We start from the raw sequence: 18,948 nt of genomic DNA, 5'->3' as shown, positions 1-18,948 counted from the left end.
GATAAAGAACGATGATCGGTGTGTCAGATCGCTGTAATCAGCCCTTGCAGAATGGCGTGAATGCACGCAATGCTGTGGGCATCCTGCCGTTGAAATTGACTGACATCTGTTGTGACCATCTTGCCCGAAACCCTTCCTGATTATCGTCGGGGTGACATAACCCCGCGCATGATTGCCGCCGAAATTTACCGCGGGTCCAGTTACGGGCCGAAACATCCATTGGCGATCCCGCGGGTGTCGCTGGTGGTCGATATGGTGCATGCGCTGGGCTGGGTGGATGAAAGCACCTATTTGACGGGGCCGGTGGCCACACCCGATCAACTGGCACGGTTTCATGACCCGGAATATGTCGATGCCGTCATGCAGGCCGAACGTGACCAGTCCCTTCCCGAGGAGGTCATGGTCCGGTTTGGTCTGGGTAAAAATGGCAATCCGATCTATCCGGAAATTTTCCGGCGTCCGGCGACTGCGGCCGGATCATCGATCCTGGCAGCGCAATTGATTGCCGATGGCGGCATCATCCATCATCCGGCCGGGGGGACGCACCACGGATTGCGCGACCGGGCATCGGGGTTTTGTTACTTCAACGACCCGGTTCTGGGAATTTATGCGCTTCTCGATTCGGGGCTGGATCGGGTGTTGTATGTTGATATTGACGCCCATCACGGGGATGGCGTGCAATATGCCTTTGCCGAAGATGACCGGGTTCTGACCGTTTCCATGCATCAGGAAGATTTATGGCCCAAGACCGGTACGATTGATGACGTGGCCGGGGGCATGGCCCGCAACCTGCCCATGCCGGGCGGGATGAATGACGACGAGATGCGGTTCGTTCTTTTTGAATATTTGATTCCTCTTGCATTAAGTTTTGCACCACAAGCTATTGTTTTACAATGTGGATGTGATACTCTTGCCGAGGATCCGCTTTCAAAACAGCTTTTGGGCAATCAATCGATCTGGGAAGTCGTGGGGGCGATGACCAGATTGGCGCCAAGAAGTCTTGTTCTTGGCGGCGGAGGATATAGTCCATATGGGGTTGCGCGCTGTTGGTCCGGGGTGTGGGCGACCATTAACGGGATCGAAATACCACCTGTGTTACCCATCACAGCGGAAAATATCCTGCGTGTCATAAAATGGTCGCATAGTCGTGGCAGACAGCCGGCCAACGAGTTGTTTACAACTTTGGCGGATCCATGGCGGGGCGGCGCAATCCGGGACGAGGTCCGGGAACGCGTCAGAAGACTAAGAGGGTATGGGGTATGAAGTCGTTTATTCAGATGGCTTTGGTGGTGTGCTTTATCAGCGCAGCAGTGGTTGCGGGGCTTAATGCAAAGGCAACCGGATTTGAACGATCGCGCATTCTCGTCGATGGTGAGGTCTATAATGTCGAAATGGCCGTCACCCCGGAAGAACGATCGCGCGGCCTGATGTTCCGCACCGAAATGGCCAGTGATGCCGGGATGCTGTTTGATTTCGGCGGCGCACGTGACATTTCAATGTGGATGAAGAACACCTTCATTTCGCTTGATATGCTGTTCATTGATGCCAGTGGTACGATTGTCGGCATTGAAAAGCGCACGGTACCGCAATCGGAAACCATCATCCCGTCGCCAAAGCCGGTGCGTTTCGTGCTTGAGCTGAATGGTGGCTCGGCCGACAAGATGGGCTTTGAGGTTGGCGAAAAGGTAGAAGGCCTGCCGCGCTAGGGCGTTGTGGCCAACCCGCCCACAGTCAAAAGATCAATCAGCAATAGCAAGGCCGCAGACCATATCTGCGGCCTTTGGTTTTTGTGCATGTTTTTCGGAAAAAACGCATAATGCGGTCTTGCCCACCCGGCATTATGGTGCTAAATCCACATCCGCGTCGGGGAGTAGCGCAGTCTGGTAGCGTACCTGCTTTGGGAGCAGGGGGTCGCGAGTTCGAATCTCGCCTTCCCGACCATTTCCCTTTTTGTTGTCTGACGGTGATCCAACAGGATTTCCAATTCGCGACAAAAGGTGTAAAAGATGAAGTATTGGTAGGGGTTAGAGAGGCCCGTTAAACTGCCATAACCATCTTATCCCGACGGTCAAGACGAGGGTCCCGATGAAGGTCCGTGTTTATAAACCTGCCAAAAACGCCATGCAGTCCGGTCAGGCTGCGACCAAGCACTGGGTTATGGAATTTGAACCGGGTGCGAAAAAAGTCGCCGATCAGCTGATGGGGTGGATCGGATCAACCGATACCCGTGGCCAGGTCCGCATGTATTTCGATACCCTTGAAGAAGCCCAGGCCTTTGCCGCCAAGCACAAGCTGATCGCCGATATCGAACAGCCCAAGCCGCGCAAGGTCCAGATCAAGTCCTATGCCGACAATTTCGCGTTCAAACGCGTTGTCTGATTGCGGACTGGCTGTTACCGGCTGACCATACATCGGGGCGGGCATCCGCCCCGTTTCGTCTGACAGGGGACGTTAAACCCTGCAAACATGCCGGGCAGGCGACCAATGCCATGCCCCGGGGGATAAGCAAACCACCCCCCACCCAGCGGTCCCTTAGCTCAACTGGATAGAGCAACAGACTTCTAATCTGTAGGTTGCAGGTTCGAGTCCTGCAGGGATCGCCATTTTTCTTATTTATCAATCTGTTATCCGGATGTTTCGACCTTTCCGTGCCAGCCGCGCGCATCCTGCGTCGTGACAGCAGAGGCGGTTTTACTTTTTCGGGCGGATGCGGTTGCGGATTTCAACGATGCGTTCAAGTGTGGCAAGCGGCTTGGCCGGATTGGCCGCAGCAAGGCCGATCATCATAGTTTCCAGGCAGCACATCATGGGGGCGTGCAGGGCGACCTGATCGCTTTTGGAACGCGGCAGGACGATTGCGGCCTCGGCGATTTTGATCAGCGGGCTTTTGTCGGATGAGACAATCCCGATCAGGGGAACCGACAGGCGTTCGGCCTCGGCAACGGTGGCGCTGGCTTCGCGATGCAGGCGGCCATGACCCAGCATTACAATAACGTCACCTGGTCCGACCTCGATCAATTGTTCGGCCAATGATATGCCGGTGCGGTTCAATTCATAGGCGGGATAGCCGCTGCGTGAAAAAAGACGGGCGGCATAGGATGCGATGATGCCAGATGCCCCAATCCCCGATACACCGATCCGGTTGGCACCAGACAGCAGTTCGACCGCTTTGCGCATTCCGGCACGGTTGTGGGGCTGACCCAGTTCACGCATGGCGTTAAGCTGATCTTCGACCATGAAATCGATGGCGGTATCGGCATCATTGGCGACATCCGATGTTGTCGACGCCATTTTTGCAGTTGGCGAATTGGTGGCGATAAAGAAACCTTCGATGGTTTCCTTAAGATCGCGAAGGCCGGTAAAGCCGACAGCCTGAACCGTTCTGATCACCGTGGCATCGGATGTATCGGTAATGTGGGCGATCTCAAGGGCCGATTGTGACAGGGTCGCGCTCAGATTATCGCGGATATATTCGGCAACCAGTTGCATGCTGGGGGACAGGCGGTCTGCGCGGGCATTGATGCGTTCGGCAAAACGATCAACGGGATTTTCGGTGAAATTCTTGGACACGGGCTACTCCCGGTTTGATGAAGGATGCAACAGGCGGTGCTGCCGATGTAAGGCGGCGCACCGCATTCAGGGTTTGGGTGCGTTTTCCGGTGATTTGATCGCGGGGCCGGATGGCGGCCGGAACCGGTCGGCAACAATGTGTGACGTGATCAGGGCGGTCATCATCGAAAGCGCGCCATAGGAATTCGAAATCGCGATTTCACGCGACACCAGGATATAGCGGCCGTCGCGGCAGGCCTTCAGGAAACGGCAGAAATCGGGAAAGATATCGTTCATTGCCTTGATCTCGGCCTTGGCGCCATTGTTACGGTCATCGCGGAACGGATCGAATATGTAATCGGCATCAAGATCGGGAAGATATTCCGGGCTGACCTGAAGGCGCCCGGAAGGGGCGATATTGTCAATCAGTGCGGGGAATTTGAACCCGGCATCGCGCAGCACCCGCCCCAGTGATCGATAGGTATGATAGATATTGATCTTGCCATTAAGGGGCTGAAGCACACTGACGGTGATGTCAGATGGGTTCAGATTGCGTTTCAGGGCGGCGATATTGGCCTGATAGCGGGCTTCTAGATATTTCAGGGCATCTTGCCGTCCGGTCAGTTCGGCGAGCTTTTGATAAACATGGGGGCCACCCAGCCGCGCGGCATCAAGTGAAACCGTCGGTGCAATCGCCTGAAGCGGTTCGATTGCACTGGCCCGGCCCGGGGCGGTAATGATCAGATCGGGCGCCAGGGCAGTGATGGTTTCAAGATCAATCTCGGTCGATCCGATATAGCGGATGTCGGAATTGTCAAAATCCACCCCGGTCAAAAGCCGGGAAGACCGCAAATACGGCGTCCCGTCAAGGCCGATACGTCCGTGACTGGCGATTGGAAAAACGCCAAGTTCAATCAGCGGAATGGTGACATCCACATCATATAGCGAAATGATCCGCGTCGGATGGTCCGGCACCTCGACATCCCGGCCAAGGTCATCGGTGAATGTTTTTGCCTGCACGGTCATGCCCCACAGAAGGACTGCGACGAAGGCGGCAATAGCGGCTTTGACCCGTCGGGATTTGGGCTGAGGGGATTGAGGGTTCGGGGAAATGCGATCGCGCGCAACCGGGGGTTGATTGCATGAAAACACAACGGGTATTGCCATCAAGATCGTCCTAAAGTTCATCGCGGCGTTTCCAAAGCAGGATCAGAAGAACCGGCACACCAATCATGGCAAGAACAATGCCGGCTGGCAGTTGCAGGGGTAAAAACGCAACCCGGCCAATGGTATCGGATGCCAGCAACAACAGCCCGCCGACCAGGGCGCTGGCCGCAAGAACCGATGCCTGGCTGTGGTTGCCAATGACAAGTTTGGTCAGGTGCGGGGCAATCAGGCCGATAAAGCCGATCCCGCCAATGGTCGAGACACATGTTGCCGAAAGCATGGTTGCCGCCAGAAGCTGGATCGCCGACGTCCGGCCAAGCCGCACACCAAGTCCGGTGGCGGTCTGTGCGCCAAGGGACATCACATCAGATGCCCGTGCGCAGCCCAGAAGCAGCACAAAATTGACAAGCAGAAGTCCCGCTGCGACCGGGACGATATCCCAGGTGGCAGATGCCAGACTGCCGGTAACCCAAAGAAGCAATGGCTGGGCGTCGCTGGCGTCAAGCGACACAAGGATCATGGCAACCAGTGCTGATAAAAACCACGACAGCCCGATACCAATCAGCACAAAGCGCAGGTTGGAGGTCGATCGCGCGATGGCAGCCGTCATTGCGGCCACCAGCAGACCGCCAATCGTGCCCAGTAGCGGATATGAAATGGCGGGCAGGGATGGGCCAAACAGGGTCAGGCACAAAATGACCAGAATGGAGCCTTCGCGCACGCCAAGAAGCCCCGGATCCGCAAGACCATTACGAGTCAGTGACTGCATCGATGCACCCGAAAGCCCCAGCATCGCCCCGCACAAAACGGCAAGAACAACCCGTGGCAGGCGCAGTTCTGTCAAGATCGCCTGTGCCGTGGGTGATAATGTCATATTACCCGACATGACGGCGATCAGACCAGCCGGCAGGATATCCTGACTGCCCAGTGTGATCGCCCAGAATACACCGGCAATCAGCCCTGATGTCGCAAGGACAAGGATGATGGTGCGCACAATATGCAGGCGCATTTCAAGGCGGCCGATCCTGATCTGGTGATAGCCGGTGGCACGGGGCTGTTTGAATGGCTTGGTCATCGCAGGGCCCTTGCCACCAGAATGATAAAGACCGGTGCGCCAACAAAGGCAGTGGCAAGTCCGGTGGGAATTTCGTGGGGCAGCATCACAAGTCGGGCTGCCAGATCGGCAAGGACCAGCAAACCCGCACCACCCAATGCGACAAGCGGTACCGACAATCGGTAATCGCTGACAAAGCGGCGCACCAGATTGGGCACAATCAACCCGACAAAGCCGATCGGACCTGCGATTGCGACCGCGATCCCGCAAAACAGGGCGGCGGCAATGATACCGATCAGGCGTACCCGACGAACGGAAATACCAAGTCCGGTTGCCACATCATCGCCAAGTGCCAGCGCATTCAGGCAACTTGAAACATAAAGCACGGCGATCACGGCTGGCACCAGCAACCAGGAAGACGCCCAAAGGGTATCCATCCGGGCCCCGGCCAGATCCCCGACCATCCAAAGACGCACCTGATCAAGGGTGTCATCGTCAAGAATAAGAATGGCCGATGTCACAGCAGACGCCAGCGCGGAAAAGGCAATCCCGCAAAAGGTGACCTTAAGCAACGTCATGCCCGATTTCCCGGCCGAGGCAAAAACAATCGTCGCCAGAAACAGCAATCCGCCACCGGTCGCGGCCATCAGCGGGCGGGCAATGCCGTCGGTGCCAAGGCCCATTGGGGCCGCTGTTGCAACAACAACCGCAAGTGTCGCCCCGGCATTCAGCCCCAGAATATGGGGTTCACCCAGCGGGTTGCGCAAAAGCCCCTGTAACAACAGACCCGACAGGCCAAGACACGCACCGGTGGTCAGGGCCGCGACAAGCCGTGGCATGCGAATGGTTTGAAGAACGCGGTGATCAAAACTGCCGGCATCAAAACCATTTGCAAGGCCAAGCAGGCTGTCAAACCCGATCAGACGCGGCCCGACCATAAGATAAAGCGTTGAAATCAGGACCAGAAGGGCGGCAAGGCCAAGGATCGGACGCGATACCATATGGGCACCTGACAACCGTTCCGTTCTCACGGTGCACATCCGGCCGGGGCGGCATTTGATGGTGATGCGGATGGCAAAGGAGACTTGCCAGTGTTATGGCACGGAATGAAAACCGGAATGCCGGAATCCGGATCCACCAACCGGATGACGTCGGTGGAAAAAACATCTGAAATCAGGTTGGCTGAACAGGATTTCGGATCATCGATTGTGCAATGTATTTTACCGTCTTTAAGGAAAATCAGGTGATCTGCATATTGCATGGCAAAGTTCAGGTCATGCAGAACGGTGACGATTGTCCGGCCGTGGCTGCGACACAATTCGGCGATCAGTTTCATGACATCGACCTGATACCGCAGATCAAGATAGGTTGTCGGTTCATCAAGCAGGATGATGTCGGTTTCCTGTGCCAATGCCATGGCGATAAAGCATCGCTGGCGCTGACCACCGGACAAGGCATTGACCGGTGTTTGGGCAAAGCTTGCGGTGTCGGTGATTTCCATCGCGTGATGGACGGCCTTTTCGTCGGCATTGCTCCATTGCCGGAAAAGTCCCTGATGGGGGTAACGACCGCGCGACACCAGATCATAGACATTAAGGCTTTCGGGCAGGACCGGGCTTTGCGGCAGAATGCCCAGTTTGCGGGCGACGTCACGCGTAGGCAGGGTATGGATATCCTTGCCGGCAAGGTAAACCGTGCCCTTTGCCGGGGACATCAGACGCGACAAAGTCGAAAGCAATGTCGACTTGCCAGAACCGTTCGGCCCGACCAGAACCGTGAGCCGGTTTTGCGGAATGGACAATGATATATCGTGCAAAACCGGTGTTTCGCGGAATGCAGCATGCAGTTTTTCTGCTGCCAATGGGGCAATGTCGCGTGATGGAGCGTCTTTGATCATCGGGTGAGTCTTTGCGATTCCGCAGATTCCAAAAGCAAATGAGAAACATTTGCGACTGTAGTAGTCAAGAAACCAACGGTTATATTTTTTCACTTTTTATCGAAAACAGGGGTGATTTAGCGGTTTTCGACCGGTGTTTGATGGCATAAAAAGGTCGAAAACAGGCCGGTTTTGTGGCAATCGGTGAAACTAGGGTTTGACTACTACATAAATGACAATGATAACCACTCTCAAAGTAATTAAGAATAATTATTAACTGGAATTGTGAGTGTGGTTAGAATGAAGGTGCAACATTGTAAATTCGGGGCCTTGTTGCTGGCGTCGGTATCGATAAGCGGGGTTATGGTCAACCATGCCCGTGCCGCGGGCGAACAAGAAGCCGGCAGCCAGATCCAGCAGGTCGCGCAAGCGCAACCAACCCAAAAGCAGTCAACCGACGAGACTGCAACATCGGTAACGACCCAGCCGGTCACCGTGACAGCAAGCCAGCGAAGCGGGGATGGCGATGATGCGGTTGACGGTTATCAGCCGGTCAGCACATCGGTGGCGACCCGGACCAAAACCCCGTTGATTGATGTGCCGCGGGTGGTCAATGTCGTCGGATCGCGGGTTATCGAAGATCAGGATGCGCGCAGCCTTGATGATGTTCTGGCCAATGTCAGCGGGGTGACGCAGACCAATACGCTTGGCGCGACGCAGGATGCGATCATTCGCCGCGGATTTGGATCGAACCGTGATGATTCCATTCTGGTGAACGGTCTTAAGGTTGCCACACCGCGCAGCTTCAACATCACGGCCGATCATGTCGAAGTGGTCAAGGGGCCGGCATCGACATTGTATGGCATTCTTGATCCGGGCGGGATGATCAATATCGTCACCAAGAAACCGCAATCCGAATTCGGTGGCGAGGTGAATACAAGCCTGACCAGTTTTGGCGGCGGCAATGCCGGGTTTGATGTGACCGGACCGCTGGTGGAAGACGGATCCCTGTCATTCCGGTTGCTTGGCGATTACGAGAAAACCGATTACTGGCGTAATTTCGGGGAAACCGAACGCCAGCAAATCGCACCGTCCCTTCGTTGGGAAGGCGATGAAACCGACATTACGCTAAGTTACTTCCACGAAAAATACAGTGTGCCGTTCGACCGCGGGACCATCTTTGATCTCAATACCGGCAAGGCGGTCAATGTTGATCCGGAAATCCGCTTCGACGAGCCCTATAACGTGACCAAGGGCAAGACCGATATGGTCCAGTTCGAAGTCAATCAGGATCTTGGCGATGCGTGGGAACTTGGCTTTGATTACAGCTTCAGCCGTAACAAATATGCCGACAACCAGGCACGTGTGCGGTCCTATAATGCCAGCACCGGCGATGTAACCCGGCGCGCCGATGCGACACAGGATTCAACCCTGATCAAGCATTCCGTGCGTGCCGATCTGACCGGCGAGGTCGAACTGGCCGGGCTTAAGAACGAGCTGCTGTTTGGCACGTCCTATGATTACAGTGATACGCTGCGTACGGATATGATCCGGTGTAGCAACGTCACCAATTTCAATATCTATAATCCGGTCTATGGCAATCTGGATGAATGTACGAACGTTTCGGCCAGCGACAGTGACCAGACCGAAACATTGTCGACCGTTTCGGCCTATGCGCGCGATGCCCTGCATCTGAATGACCAGTGGATCCTGGTTGGTGGGTTGCGTGTGCAATATTACGACATTCTGGCGGGCAAGGGACGGCCGTTTGTGACCAACACCGAACGTTATGGTCAGGAACTGATCCCCAATGGCGGTCTGGTATATAAGGCGACGCCGCAACTGTCGCTTTATACCAATGTTGCCAAGACCTTCCGTCCGCAATCCTCGATCGGCAGCTATGTCGGCAATATTGCCCCGGAAGAAGGTATTTCCTATGAAGTCGGCACGAAATACCAGGTCGCCAATGGTCTGACGACCAACATCGCCCTTTATACCAGCGAGAAAAACAACGTCGCCTATTCCGAAGATGTCGGTGGCGAAACCGTGGTCAAGGCGGCGGGAACCGTGCGTTCGCGCGGGCTTGAAATTGACGTGGCCGGGGCGCTTACCGAAAATCTCGACATTATCGCAAGCTATGGCTTTACCGATGCACGGGTGACAAAGGATCCCGAACTCAAGGGCAAGCGTCTTGCCAATGTGGCCCGCCATACCGGGTCGCTTTTCCTGGCCTATGATTTCGGGACTGCGGTGCCCGGTGCCAGCAACTTCCGGGCAGGCGGTGGTGTCCGTGCGGTCGGTGATCGCCCAGGGACCAACACCAATACCTATGATCTTCCGGCTTATGCGGTTGCGGACATGTTTGCGTCCTACACGATTGATGCCAGCAACCCGATCACCTTCCAGCTCAATCTGAAAAACATCTTTGACGAGGTGTATTACACCTCCTCGATCGGCACCAACAATCTGGGCAACCAGATCGGGGAGCCGTTCCAGGCAATCCTAAGTGCCAAAGTCGAATTCTGACATTTGCACGCAAAAATCAGATTTCCAAAACGGGGCGTTCGCGCCCCGTTTTTTCGTTGGGCATTGGTTAAGCCTTATCCCCGGGGCAGCTTGACGTTGCAAAAGCGTAAACAATCATGGGTTGATTTATGTGGTTGTTATATTCATTATTTTTTGCGGCGATAATGCATCCGGGGGGACTTGAAATGCGCGGGGTTGGATTACTGACTTTACTGCTGCTTGCAGGATGTGAGGGCTTACCGGCTGGCAACCAGTCCCCGGTGCAGGGCGCAGGCGCGCCAGGTACTGAGACGCAACAGGTTGCAGGTGGTGGCCAAGGTAACGGAGGGCAACAGCAACCGGCAGCAGGCGGGAACGGGGATGGCGGTTCGCGTGCCGCGACCAGTAACGTTTTGAACGTAACACCCCACATTCTTGTCGAACGTCAGAGTTCCGGTGCGACGATCGGTTTTTGGGACGATACTTATACCCGGGTGCGAGTAACAGCCGTTGCATTGGGAAGCGGTGGTGGAACCGGTTCCGCGGCGTCGGTTGTGAATCGCGACTATGACGAGGAGCGTCGAAATGCGATTGCGCGTTTCTTTGTCGGTAAGACCCTGTCGGCAAATCTGACCTTCCGCGTTGATATTGCCGGAGAACGACCAGCCTATTCGGCGGTTATTCCGGTGGTCGCAATGTCACATACCAGCAACATTGAAGTTGGCGAGGCATGGTCAACCGATATTTATGGCCAGTCGGTCAATAAGCTTGTGCGTATCCGGGCCGGGTCACGCGTCAGCATTGCGGTCGAACTGGCACGATCCAGAAGTGCCGACAGCCAGATCGTGCAAAGTGCTTTGAATGTTGCGCGCGAGGCAACAAAGGTCATTTCACCTGAATCCGATCTTTTGACCACCTTCACCAAGAATTCGGTCGACAAGGAAGCGCAGATTTGGGACAGCGCCCTTGGAAAACTGTTTTCGCTTAGTCTGAGTGAAAAAGTCCTGTCTGACAGTTTGCTTCAGGAGTTCTCGCCAGACATGCCGATTGTCTCGGTCAAGTTGAGGTTGCCCAAAGACCTTGATAGCAATGGCCTCAGAGACGCACTGGATGTCGGGGAATGGCATGTGTCGCTTGATTGTCCGACCCGTTCGCTTTTCATTGCCGCAAAAAGAGTGACCACGGGCAATAACAAGGTTTCCTGTCAGGATCAGGTCGAAAGCCTGCCGACGGATTTCAAATTGGCGCCGGAGCGAGTTTTGAATTATCCGTTATCTGAAAACAGCACGATTTACAGCTATTTGCTGGCGTCAACAGAGTTCAGCACAAGATTGCAGGATGTTGCCGCCGCCAGTGGGACAGAACTTCCGACCCAGGCGAAAAAGTTGTGCTCGGTGGTTCTCGACGCCGGAGAGGCGCTTGGACTGACGCGGATCGACAGCAATCTTTTGCTTTGGGCTGTTGCCCAACGGTTGCCGATTGCGTCCAAGGCAACAGACGTTCAAACAGCCTGTGCCGACAGTCGTCAAACAATTCGTGAATTGATCACGCCGTCGTCTTAAGCCCAACGGTCAACCCAACAGTAAGCCGGTCGTGGAAGGGCATGGAGACGCTTGGAGACGGCCGATTACCGTGCTGCCAAATACCGCCCCGGGCGATGGTTGAGCGCGATAATCAGGTTAAGGACGACCGCGCCCAGGATCGAAAGCAGGACCTTGTCAAAGGGCAGGGTCAGAAAGGCGATAATCAGGATCACCATATCGATGGCAAGCTGGAAGTAACCAGCACGGATGCCGAAATGTTCCTGCAGGTACAGGGCAAGGATATTGATCCCGCCAAGCCCCGCACGGTGGCGAAACAGCATGAGCAGGCCAATCCCCATCAGCGCACCGCCAGAGATTGCCGCATAGACCGGGTTGAGCATCTGAAAATCAACCAGCATCGGGGTCAGTTTTGAAAAACCCGATACAAGGCCGACCGCGATAAAGGTTTTGAGCGTAAAGGCAATGCCCATGCGCTTGAACGCCAGCCAATAGAAGGGCAGGTTGATCACAAAGAAAATCAGGCCAAAGGACAGCCCCGTCGCATGTTCGATCAAAAGCGCCGCCCCGGCGGTACTGCCGGTAACCAGAACGCTTTCGCTATAAAGCGTCACGCCAAGCGATACCACCATTGTGCCAAGCAGCAAAGCCAGCACATCTTCGTAAAGACGATGGGAAATATCGTCCTTCTTCGACGGCGCCTGTGTGGCGGTGGATACGTTGGTATCGGTCATGGATGCGTTGGTTTGGGCCATGTCGGACAACAGTCTTTTGTCTGATGAATAGGATCAATTTACGCTTTTCGCATGTGCGAAACAAGCTGGCGTTGCAATGCAATGTCAATTCGCCCGTTTTTGATATTGCCGTGCAGGCCAACGCAAAAGACCGGCCCGAAAGGAGCCGGTCTTGGCAAAATCATGCGCTTCATTGTGCGGACTGGTCCGCGCAACAGCGTCCCGATCAGGCGGCTTCGTCCCATTTCGGGGCAAAGGACGGGTCAATCATGCGGCCGTCGGGTTTTGACAGATTGTTGATTGCCGCCATGTCTTCATCGGACAATTCAAAATCAAAGATGTTGAAATTGGCGGCGGCATTTTTCGGAGACCCCGATTTCGGGATCGCCATGACGCTGTCTTGCTGCATCAACCAGCGCAAGGTGACCTGAATGCCGGATTTTCCGTATTTCGCACCGATATCCTTAAGCACCGGGTCATGCAAAACCGTCCCGCGTGCAATCGGGCAATAGGCGGTCAGCAGCATGTCATGCGAACGCAGGTTTTCAAGCACCCGGGACTGATCAAGATAGGGGTGATATTCGACCTGGTTGACCGTCAGGGGAATGTTGCTGAGCGACACGGCCTTGTCGATCAGAGCCGTCGGGAAGTTTGAAATCCCGATCATGCGCGTCATGCCAAGGTTTTTGACTTCGTTAAGGGCGGCCAGCGTTTCGGAAAGCGGGACTTCGTCGGTCGGCCAGTGCAAAAGCAGAAGATCGACATGGTCAAGATCAAGCTTGCGCAGGCTTTCAACGACCGACGTTTGCAAATCGCCGCTTTGGAACTTGTCGTACCAGACCTTGGTGGTCAGGAAATAGTCATCGCGCGCAAGACCCGATGCCTTAAGACCGCGACCAACGCCTTCTTCATTGTGATACATCTGGGCGGTATCAAAATGGCGATAGCCGATTTTGGCGGCCTCTGCGACCATTGTGGCCGCGTCATCATTATTGAGTTCGTATGTCCCAAATCCGAGGGCCGGAATTTCGATACCCTGCCAGTTCCGGTAAATCATGATGTGTTACCCCCTCTGTGTTTGATTGTTGTAATTGTGGCTGCTGTCATCGTCCTGTTCAAATGACGATCAGGTGTCAATTATGCGCTAACATGCGCCAGATTTAGTGCAATGCAACCAAACCGCAACCTGTACGGTTGGATGAAGTGCGCTGTTCAATGGGGAAGGACGTGCCACAGATGTCTTTGTGTCAAAAGACATTTTTGAAAAGAAAAAGGGCGACCGGGTATGTCGGGTCGCCCGAAGTTCAGGACTTAGAGTGAGGCTGTATCAAGCCAAGATCCAATCTGCACCGGAAACGGTTCGATATCCTTGATATGGCTCAAACCGGATCAACTTATGATGTTGGTGCTGTGTTCCCGGTTTCACTGACCGCCGCATTGAGGTGATAAAGGGACTCCCGAATGACCTGGGGACCGAGATCCTTGGTGATGAAAACGATCTTTGATCGATGGTCGTCACTTGGCCAGGCCGGAAGCGATGCCGGTGGATGGAAAACATGCTGGACGGCGTGAATGGCGACCGGGGCGTCTTCACCGACAAGGTTCAGGATGCCCTTGACGCGCAAAAGGCTTTCGCCGCGCATCTGGGTAAAAATCTCGGCCCAGGTGACAAAGGCATCCCAATGCAGCGGTTCGTCAAAGGTGATGCAGAATGACTGAATGTGGTCGTCATGGCGGTTCACATCGTGGTCGTGACTATGATCATGACCGTGGTCATGTGCATCATCGCGGGAATGGCTGTGATCGTGGCTGTGTTCATGTTCATGGGGCTCATCACCGTGATGGTCATAGGCCTCGTCACGCAGCCATTTTTGCACATCCATGCTTTTGGTTTCGGGGTCATAAAGGCCGGCATTGAACAGCTTGGATACCGTGATATCGCCATTGATCACCTGATAGATCGGGGCGGCGGGGTTCAGGGCACGCAGGCGGGCTTCAAGGGCGGTGCGCGTCGCATCATCGGCCAGATCGGATTTGGTCATCAGGATACGGTCGGCGACCGCGGTCTGTTTGACGCTTTCGGGGTGCTGGTCAAGCTGCCCGGACCCATGGATGGCATCCACCGTGGTCACAACGCTATCAAGACGGAACTTGGTGGTCAGAAGCGGATCGGTCATCAGCGTATGAAGGATCGGTGCCGGGTCGGCAAGCCCCGTGGTTTCAATGATCACCCGATCAAAGGCCGGGATTTCGCCACGCGTGCGTTTGACAAACAGATCGCGCAGACCCGAAATCAGATCGCCGCGCACCGAACAGCAAATGCAGCCGGAATTCAGCAACACCACATCTTCGGAGACTTCGCGCACCAAAAGGTGATCAAGCCCGATTTCGCCAAATTCATTGATCAGGACGGCTGTATTGTCCATGCCGTCCTGGGTCAGAAGGGCATTCAGAAGGGTGGTCTTGCCGCTGCCCAGAAAGCCGGTAATGACGGTGGTGGCAATGCGTTCAAACTGTTCGTCGGAAATGGCCATGTCGTATATGTCTTGTTTTCTGTCTTATTTCTTGCCGTACAATTCATCGACCGAGACTTCCGGCTCGGAAATCACGACTTCCTGTCCATCGCGGGCGGCGAAATAAAAACAGTTGCGACGCCCTGTGTGGCAGGCAACGCCAAGCTGGTCGACCTGTACCAAGACGGTGTCCTGATCGCAGTCATAGCGGAAATCGACAAGTTTCTGCACCTGGCCGGAGCTTTCACCCTTGCGCCATAGCTTGCCGCGCGACCGCGAGAAATAGCACACCCGACCGGTTTCAAGGGTTTCAAGCACCGCATCACGGTTCATCCACGCCATCATAAGGACTTCACCCGTGTCATGCTGCTGGGCGATTGCCGGGATCAGGCCGTTTTCGTTGAATTTGAGTTTATCGGCAATTTGCGGGTTGGCAGCCGTCATGGGGATGCTCCGGTCGATGAAGGTTGACTTTTTATGTTCGGCACGTCAGAAAATGATATATTATAACATTTCATCAGATGCCATGGCTTTTTGGCGCTTTTGGGAATTCAATTGGATCAAAAGCGTTCAGCCAGCGAGACGAGATATCCAGATATGAGCGATCTTTTCCCGAAAAAGGGCCACGATCACGACAGATGTGTGCATAGCGCACTTGCGCAGGCTGAAAAAGTCTGTGATGCGGAAAATGCACGCTTTACCGATATGCGCCGCAAGGTCTTTACCCTGATCTGGCAATCGCACAAGGCAGTGACGGCTTATGAACTGCTTGATGCGCTGACTGCCGAAGGGCAGCGCGTGCAGCCGCCAACGGTCTATCGGGCGCTGGAATTCCTGACCGAACTTGGTCTGGTGCATCGGATTGAATCGCTTAATGCCTATTTCGGCTGTGACCGGCCCGACTGTGAACATCTGGGGCAGTATTTCATCTGTACCGATTGTGGCCGTGTGGCCGAGGCCGTGAATGAAGACATGAGCAATGCCGTGCGCAAGGCCGCACGTGGTGTAGGGTTCACCATCGAAGCAACCACGGTCGAGATCAAGGGGCTGTGCCATGACTGCGCCACTCATTGAGGGGCGGGGGCTTACCCTGTCATTCGGGGGCGAGCGGGTTCTCGATCAGGTATCAATCTCCATCCGTGCAGGCGAAATCATTACCCTGATCGGGCCAAATGGTGCGGGCAAATCGACATTGGTCAAAACATTGCTGGGCTTGCAAAAGCCCGATCGCGGTGATGTCATCCGCAAACCGGGCCTTCGGGTGGGCTATGTTCCCCAGAAGCTTGCAATTGATAAGGTTTTGCCGCTGACAGTGAAGCGTTTCCTGACCCTGACCCGGTCGGCAAGCCGTTCAGATTGTGAACAGGTCCTGGCACAGGTTGGTGCCAGCCATGTGATCGATGCGCAAATGAGCAGCCTTTCCGGTGGCGAGGCCCAGCGTGTGATGCTGGCGCGGACCCTTTTGCTGCGTCCTGAATTGCTGGTACTTGATGAACCGACGCAGGGTGTCGATGTCAGCGGGCAGGCCGATTTGTATCGTCTGATTGATGAAATCCGCCGCGAACTTGATTGTGCGGTCTTGATGATTTCGCATGACTTGCATCTGGTGATGGCCAAGACCGATCAGGTGGTGTGCTTTAACCGTCATGTCTGTTGTTCGGGGCAGCCCGAAACCGTGCGCCAGCATCCGGAATACCGGTCGCTGTTTGGTGTGCGTGAAGCCGATGCAATCGGTATCTATACCCACGAACATGACCATGAACATGACCTTTCCGGGCATGTTGTTGGGGGATGCGGGCATGACCATTCGCATGATCAGGGGCACCACCATCACAATGATCATCATCACGCCCATCATCACCATCATGGCGATGCACATGCGCACAAAGAGGAAGACACAGCAAAATGATCGATGATTTCCTTTTGCGGGCCATTGTTGGCGGGGTTCTTCTGGCTTGTGTTTGCGGTCCGTTCGGGGCGTTTATCGTCTGGCGGCGCATGGCGTTCTTTGGCGATATGCTGGCCCATTCGGCGTTGCTCGGGGTTGCGCTTGGCCTTCTGATCGGGGTGGATGTGCGGCTTGGCATGATTGCTACCTGTCTTGCCAGTGCACTGCTTCTGGCCTATGGACAGCGGCAATCAAAGATCGGCAGTGACACGGTTCTGGGGATGCTGGCCCATTCGACATTGGCGCTGGGCATGGTGGCGCTGGCCTTTGTCCAGGGTGTTGCCGTCGATATCATGGCCTATCTGTTTGGCGATATCCTTGCCATTACCATGGGCGATATCTGGCTTATGGCCGGTGGCGGGGCATTTGCCATTGCCGGTCTGATCTGGATGTGGCGGCCGTTGCTGGCATTGACAGTCAGTCCCGAAATTGCCGCGGCCGAAAGCATCCCGGTCGAACGGCTGCGCCTGATTTTCATGTTGCTGATGGCGCTTGTCATTGGCTTGGCGATCAAGATTGTCGGGGTGTTGCTGATCACGGCCCTTCTGATTGTGCCGGCCGCCAGTGCGCGGTTCTTTGCCAGAACACCGGAACAGATGGCGATTGGAGCGGCATTGTTTGGTACGGGTGCGGTTCTGACGGGGATTGCCATGTCATGGCATGTGGACACGCCTGCGGGACCCAGCATCGTTATTTCAGCGGCAGGTTTGTTTGTGATCAGTTCAATCGTGATGATGGGGTTGCGGCGTTCCTGAAATGCCATACCCGACAGAATTGGTTTTAAAGAAAACGGCGCGGAAGTTACCGCGCCGTTTGTTGTTTGGGGCAAACTTGCTTCAGGCGGATTTCAACCGTTCGAACCCGGCTTCAAGATCGGCAATCAGATCATCAGGATCTTCCAGGCCGATATGAAGGCGGATCAGTTGGCCGTCTTCGTCCCATTTGGTGGCGGTGCGGATTTTGGTCGGGTCCGATGGCAGGATCAGGCTTTCAAATCCGCCCCAGCTAAAGCCCATGCCAAACAGTTCCATATGATCGACCATATTGGCCAGTTGCGGCTTGGAAACCGGTTTCATCACAAAGGAAAACAGGCCGCAGGCGCCCGAAAAGTCGCGTTTCCAGATGGCATGGCCCGGATCATCGGGCAGGGCCGGGTGCAGAACGCGTTTGACTTCGGGGCGTGACTGCAACCAGTTGGCGACCTTAAGACCGCTTTGATGATGCTGTTTCATGCGCACGCCAAGGGTGCGAAGACCGCGCTGTGCCAGATAGCAGTCATCAGGGCCAATCGCGTCACCGGAAATGATGATCTGTTTTTTGATGGTCAGAAGGTCTTCTTCGGTGGCTGTCGTAATGGTGCCCATCATGACATCCGAATGACCGACGATATATTTGGTGCCGGCCTGAACCGAAACATCGACCCCCAGTTCAAACGGACGGCACAGGATCGGAGACGCCCAGGTGTTATCAAGCAGCACCTTGACGCCACGAGCATGGGCAGCATCGGCAATTGCCGGAATGTCCTGCATCTCGAAAGTCAGGGAGCCGGGGCTTTCACACCAGACAAGCGCGGTATTGTCGCGGATCAGACCGGCAATATCCGCCCCGATGGTCGGGTCATAATATTCGGTTTCAACCCCGAACTTCTTAAGGAAGGTATTGCACAGATTGCGAGTCGGATAATAGGTGCTGTCAGTGACCAGAATATGATCGCCCGGTTTGACAAAGGCCAAAATCGAATTGGTGATGGCTGCAACACCCGATGACACACAAAGCGTGCCAAAGCCGCCTTCGAGTTCGGCAACCGCTTCTTCGAGCAGGAAGCGGGTCGGGGTGCCGTGACGGCCATAGGTGACTTTGCCCGGTGCAGACGCACCTGCCTTTTCCAGTTCGGCAAGGCTGTCAAAGAGGATGGTCGATGCGTGCAATACAGGCGGGTTGACCACGCCGTGATACTGACTGGACCGGCGTCCGGCGTGAACCAGTCGGGTTGCCGTTTTCTTGGGGCTTTTGGCGGACATTGGTGGTGCATCTCCTTGATCGTCTGGCTGGCACATGGTC

18 protein-coding genes and 2 tRNA genes are annotated in these 18,948 nt (G+C 55.1%); 10 read left to right on the top strand and 10 right to left on the bottom strand.

Annotation, left to right across the window (positions count from 1 at the left end):
- Window positions 1-111 precede the first annotated feature (111 nt).
- From SIB88_RS14185 to SIB88_RS14165, 5 genes are all read left to right on the top strand, one after another.
- Window positions 112-1,263 carry an acetoin utilization protein AcuC gene (locus SIB88_RS14185; RefSeq protein ID WP_258548140.1) on the top strand — a complete coding sequence of 384 codons (1,152 nt, stop codon included), beginning with the start codon at window positions 112-114 and terminating at the stop codon, window positions 1,261-1,263.
- Window positions 1,260-1,706, top strand: coding sequence for a DUF192 domain-containing protein (locus tag SIB88_RS14180; protein WP_068519285.1), 447 nt, complete (start codon window positions 1,260-1,262; stop codon window positions 1,704-1,706). The genes SIB88_RS14185 and SIB88_RS14180 overlap by 4 nt, the downstream gene beginning before the upstream one ends.
- Before the next feature lie 158 nt (window positions 1,707-1,864).
- Window positions 1,865-1,941, top strand: a tRNA-Pro gene (locus SIB88_RS14175).
- 144 nt (window positions 1,942-2,085) lie between these two features.
- Window positions 2,086-2,379, top strand: coding sequence for an ETC complex I subunit (locus SIB88_RS14170; protein ID WP_068519286.1), 294 nt, complete (start codon window positions 2,086-2,088; stop codon window positions 2,377-2,379).
- Window positions 2,380-2,526: 147 nt separating this feature from the next.
- Window positions 2,527-2,603 (top strand) — tRNA-Arg (locus SIB88_RS14165).
- A gap of 88 nt (window positions 2,604-2,691) precedes the next feature.
- On the opposite strand, the gene SIB88_RS14160 is transcribed toward SIB88_RS14165, so the two are convergent.
- The 5 genes from SIB88_RS14160 to SIB88_RS14140 all read right to left on the bottom strand — a co-directional run bounded on the left by SIB88_RS14160 (window position 2,692) and on the right by SIB88_RS14140 (window position 7,667).
- The gene (locus tag SIB88_RS14160) at window positions 2,692-3,570 is read right to left on the bottom strand and encodes a MurR/RpiR family transcriptional regulator (protein ID WP_250283240.1); all 879 of its coding nucleotides are present in this window, start codon (window positions 3,568-3,570) and stop codon (window positions 2,692-2,694) included.
- 66 nt (window positions 3,571-3,636) lie between these two features.
- On the bottom strand, window positions 3,637-4,716 hold the full coding sequence (locus tag SIB88_RS14155; RefSeq protein WP_412558326.1) for an ABC transporter substrate-binding protein: 1,080 nt from the start codon (window positions 4,714-4,716) through the stop codon (window positions 3,637-3,639).
- Between the two features lie 10 nt (window positions 4,717-4,726).
- Entirely contained in the window at window positions 4,727-5,791 is a 1,065-nt protein-coding gene (locus SIB88_RS14150; RefSeq protein ID WP_412558325.1) for a FecCD family ABC transporter permease, read from the bottom strand.
- The gene (locus SIB88_RS14145) at window positions 5,788-6,801 is read right to left on the bottom strand and encodes a FecCD family ABC transporter permease (RefSeq protein ID WP_412558324.1); all 1,014 of its coding nucleotides are present in this window, start codon (window positions 6,799-6,801) and stop codon (window positions 5,788-5,790) included. Before SIB88_RS14145 ends, SIB88_RS14150 begins: the two co-directional genes overlap by 4 nt.
- Complete coding sequence (locus SIB88_RS14140) at window positions 6,798-7,667, bottom strand: ABC transporter ATP-binding protein (protein WP_412558323.1); 870 nt, start codon at window positions 7,665-7,667, stop codon at window positions 6,798-6,800. The genes SIB88_RS14145 and SIB88_RS14140 overlap by 4 nt, the downstream gene beginning before the upstream one ends.
- A 279-nt stretch (window positions 7,668-7,946) precedes the next feature.
- Here SIB88_RS14140 and SIB88_RS14135 point away from each other — a divergent pair, with 279 nt between their 5' ends.
- A complete protein-coding gene (locus SIB88_RS14135; RefSeq protein ID WP_412558322.1) occupies window positions 7,947-10,172 on the top strand; it encodes a TonB-dependent siderophore receptor in 2,226 nt (741 codons plus the stop codon).
- Window positions 10,173-10,357: 185 nt separating this feature from the next.
- Window positions 10,358-11,713 (top strand): hypothetical protein, encoded by a 1,356-nt coding sequence (locus SIB88_RS14130; protein ID WP_412558321.1) that lies wholly within the window; start codon window positions 10,358-10,360, stop codon window positions 11,711-11,713.
- 65 nt (window positions 11,714-11,778) lie between these two features.
- Here SIB88_RS14130 and SIB88_RS14125 read toward each other — a convergent pair whose 3' ends face one another.
- The 4 genes from SIB88_RS14125 to hisI all read right to left on the bottom strand — a co-directional run bounded on the left by SIB88_RS14125 (window position 11,779) and on the right by hisI (window position 15,383).
- Window positions 11,779-12,447 carry a YitT family protein gene (locus SIB88_RS14125; protein WP_412558320.1) on the bottom strand — a complete coding sequence of 223 codons (669 nt, stop codon included), beginning with the start codon at window positions 12,445-12,447 and terminating at the stop codon, window positions 11,779-11,781.
- Window positions 12,448-12,652: 205 nt separating this feature from the next.
- On the bottom strand, window positions 12,653-13,483 hold the full coding sequence (locus SIB88_RS14120; RefSeq protein WP_228195305.1) for an aldo/keto reductase: 831 nt from the start codon (window positions 13,481-13,483) through the stop codon (window positions 12,653-12,655).
- Window positions 13,484-13,820: 337 nt separating this feature from the next.
- Window positions 13,821-14,960, bottom strand: a complete 1,140-nt coding sequence (locus SIB88_RS14115; RefSeq protein WP_412558319.1) for a CobW family GTP-binding protein — start codon at window positions 14,958-14,960, stop codon at window positions 13,821-13,823.
- Between the two features lie 24 nt (window positions 14,961-14,984).
- On the bottom strand, window positions 14,985-15,383 hold the full coding sequence (hisI, locus tag SIB88_RS14110; RefSeq protein WP_068519295.1) for a phosphoribosyl-AMP cyclohydrolase: 399 nt from the start codon (window positions 15,381-15,383) through the stop codon (window positions 14,985-14,987).
- 153 nt (window positions 15,384-15,536) lie between these two features.
- Between hisI and SIB88_RS14105 the strand changes: the two genes are divergently transcribed.
- Genes SIB88_RS14105 through SIB88_RS14095 form a run of 3 tightly spaced genes read left to right on the top strand, consistent with a single transcriptional unit; the run spans window position 15,537 to window position 17,642 of the window.
- Window positions 15,537-16,013 (top strand): Fur family transcriptional regulator, encoded by a 477-nt coding sequence (locus SIB88_RS14105; protein ID WP_068519296.1) that lies wholly within the window; start codon window positions 15,537-15,539, stop codon window positions 16,011-16,013.
- Window positions 15,994-16,848 (top strand): zinc ABC transporter ATP-binding protein ZnuC, encoded by an 855-nt coding sequence (gene znuC, locus SIB88_RS14100; protein WP_412558318.1) that lies wholly within the window; start codon window positions 15,994-15,996, stop codon window positions 16,846-16,848. Before SIB88_RS14105 ends, znuC begins: the two co-directional genes overlap by 20 nt.
- Window positions 16,845-17,642 carry a metal ABC transporter permease gene (locus tag SIB88_RS14095; protein WP_288349782.1) on the top strand — a complete coding sequence of 266 codons (798 nt, stop codon included), beginning with the start codon at window positions 16,845-16,847 and terminating at the stop codon, window positions 17,640-17,642. Before znuC ends, SIB88_RS14095 begins: the two co-directional genes overlap by 4 nt.
- Before the next feature lie 81 nt (window positions 17,643-17,723).
- On the opposite strand, the gene metC is transcribed toward SIB88_RS14095, so the two are convergent.
- Complete coding sequence (metC, locus tag SIB88_RS14090; protein WP_114112498.1) at window positions 17,724-18,908, bottom strand: cystathionine beta-lyase; 1,185 nt, start codon at window positions 18,906-18,908, stop codon at window positions 17,724-17,726.
- Between the last annotated feature and the right edge of the window lie 40 nt (window positions 18,909-18,948).

The sequence above is a fragment of the Thalassospira sp. MIT121401 genome (genome assembly GCF_047125595.1).
In the GTDB taxonomy this organism is placed as follows: domain Bacteria; phylum Pseudomonadota; class Alphaproteobacteria; order Rhodospirillales; family Thalassospiraceae; genus Thalassospira; species Thalassospira povalilytica.
The sequence above is the reverse complement of the archived record's forward strand: the minus strand, read 5'-3'. Positions and strand labels throughout refer to the sequence as shown.

Bases quoted from the DNA above. Each gene is read 5' to 3' on its own strand.
- SIB88_RS14180 (WP_068519285.1), top strand. From the start codon at position 1,260: ATGAAGTCGTTTATTCAGATGGCTTTGGTGGTGTGCTTTATCAGCGCA.
- SIB88_RS14170 (WP_068519286.1), top strand. From the start codon at position 2,086: ATGAAGGTCCGTGTTTATAAACCTGCCAAAAACGCCATGCAGTCCGGT.
- SIB88_RS14155 (WP_412558326.1), bottom strand. From the start codon at position 4,716: ATGGCAATACCCGTTGTGTTTTCATGCAATCAACCCCCGGTTGCGCGC.
- SIB88_RS14150 (WP_412558325.1), bottom strand. From the start codon at position 5,791: ATGACCAAGCCATTCAAACAGCCCCGTGCCACCGGCTATCACCAGATC.
- SIB88_RS14140 (WP_412558323.1), bottom strand. From the start codon at position 7,667: ATGATCAAAGACGCTCCATCACGCGACATTGCCCCATTGGCAGCAGAA.
- SIB88_RS14135 (WP_412558322.1), top strand. From the start codon at position 7,947: ATGAAGGTGCAACATTGTAAATTCGGGGCCTTGTTGCTGGCGTCGGTA.
- SIB88_RS14130 (WP_412558321.1), top strand. From the start codon at position 10,358: ATGCGCGGGGTTGGATTACTGACTTTACTGCTGCTTGCAGGATGTGAG.
- SIB88_RS14125 (WP_412558320.1), bottom strand. From the start codon at position 12,447: ATGGCCCAAACCAACGCATCCATGACCGATACCAACGTATCCACCGCC.
- SIB88_RS14120 (WP_228195305.1), bottom strand. From the start codon at position 13,483: ATGATTTACCGGAACTGGCAGGGTATCGAAATTCCGGCCCTCGGATTT.
- SIB88_RS14115 (WP_412558319.1), bottom strand. From the start codon at position 14,960: ATGGCCATTTCCGACGAACAGTTTGAACGCATTGCCACCACCGTCATT.
- hisI (WP_068519295.1), bottom strand. From the start codon at position 15,383: ATGACGGCTGCCAACCCGCAAATTGCCGATAAACTCAAATTCAACGAA.
- SIB88_RS14105 (WP_068519296.1), top strand. From the start codon at position 15,537: ATGAGCGATCTTTTCCCGAAAAAGGGCCACGATCACGACAGATGTGTG.
- znuC (WP_412558318.1), top strand. From the start codon at position 15,994: ATGACTGCGCCACTCATTGAGGGGCGGGGGCTTACCCTGTCATTCGGG.
- SIB88_RS14095 (WP_288349782.1), top strand. From the start codon at position 16,845: ATGATCGATGATTTCCTTTTGCGGGCCATTGTTGGCGGGGTTCTTCTG.
- metC (WP_114112498.1), bottom strand. From the start codon at position 18,908: ATGTCCGCCAAAAGCCCCAAGAAAACGGCAACCCGACTGGTTCACGCC.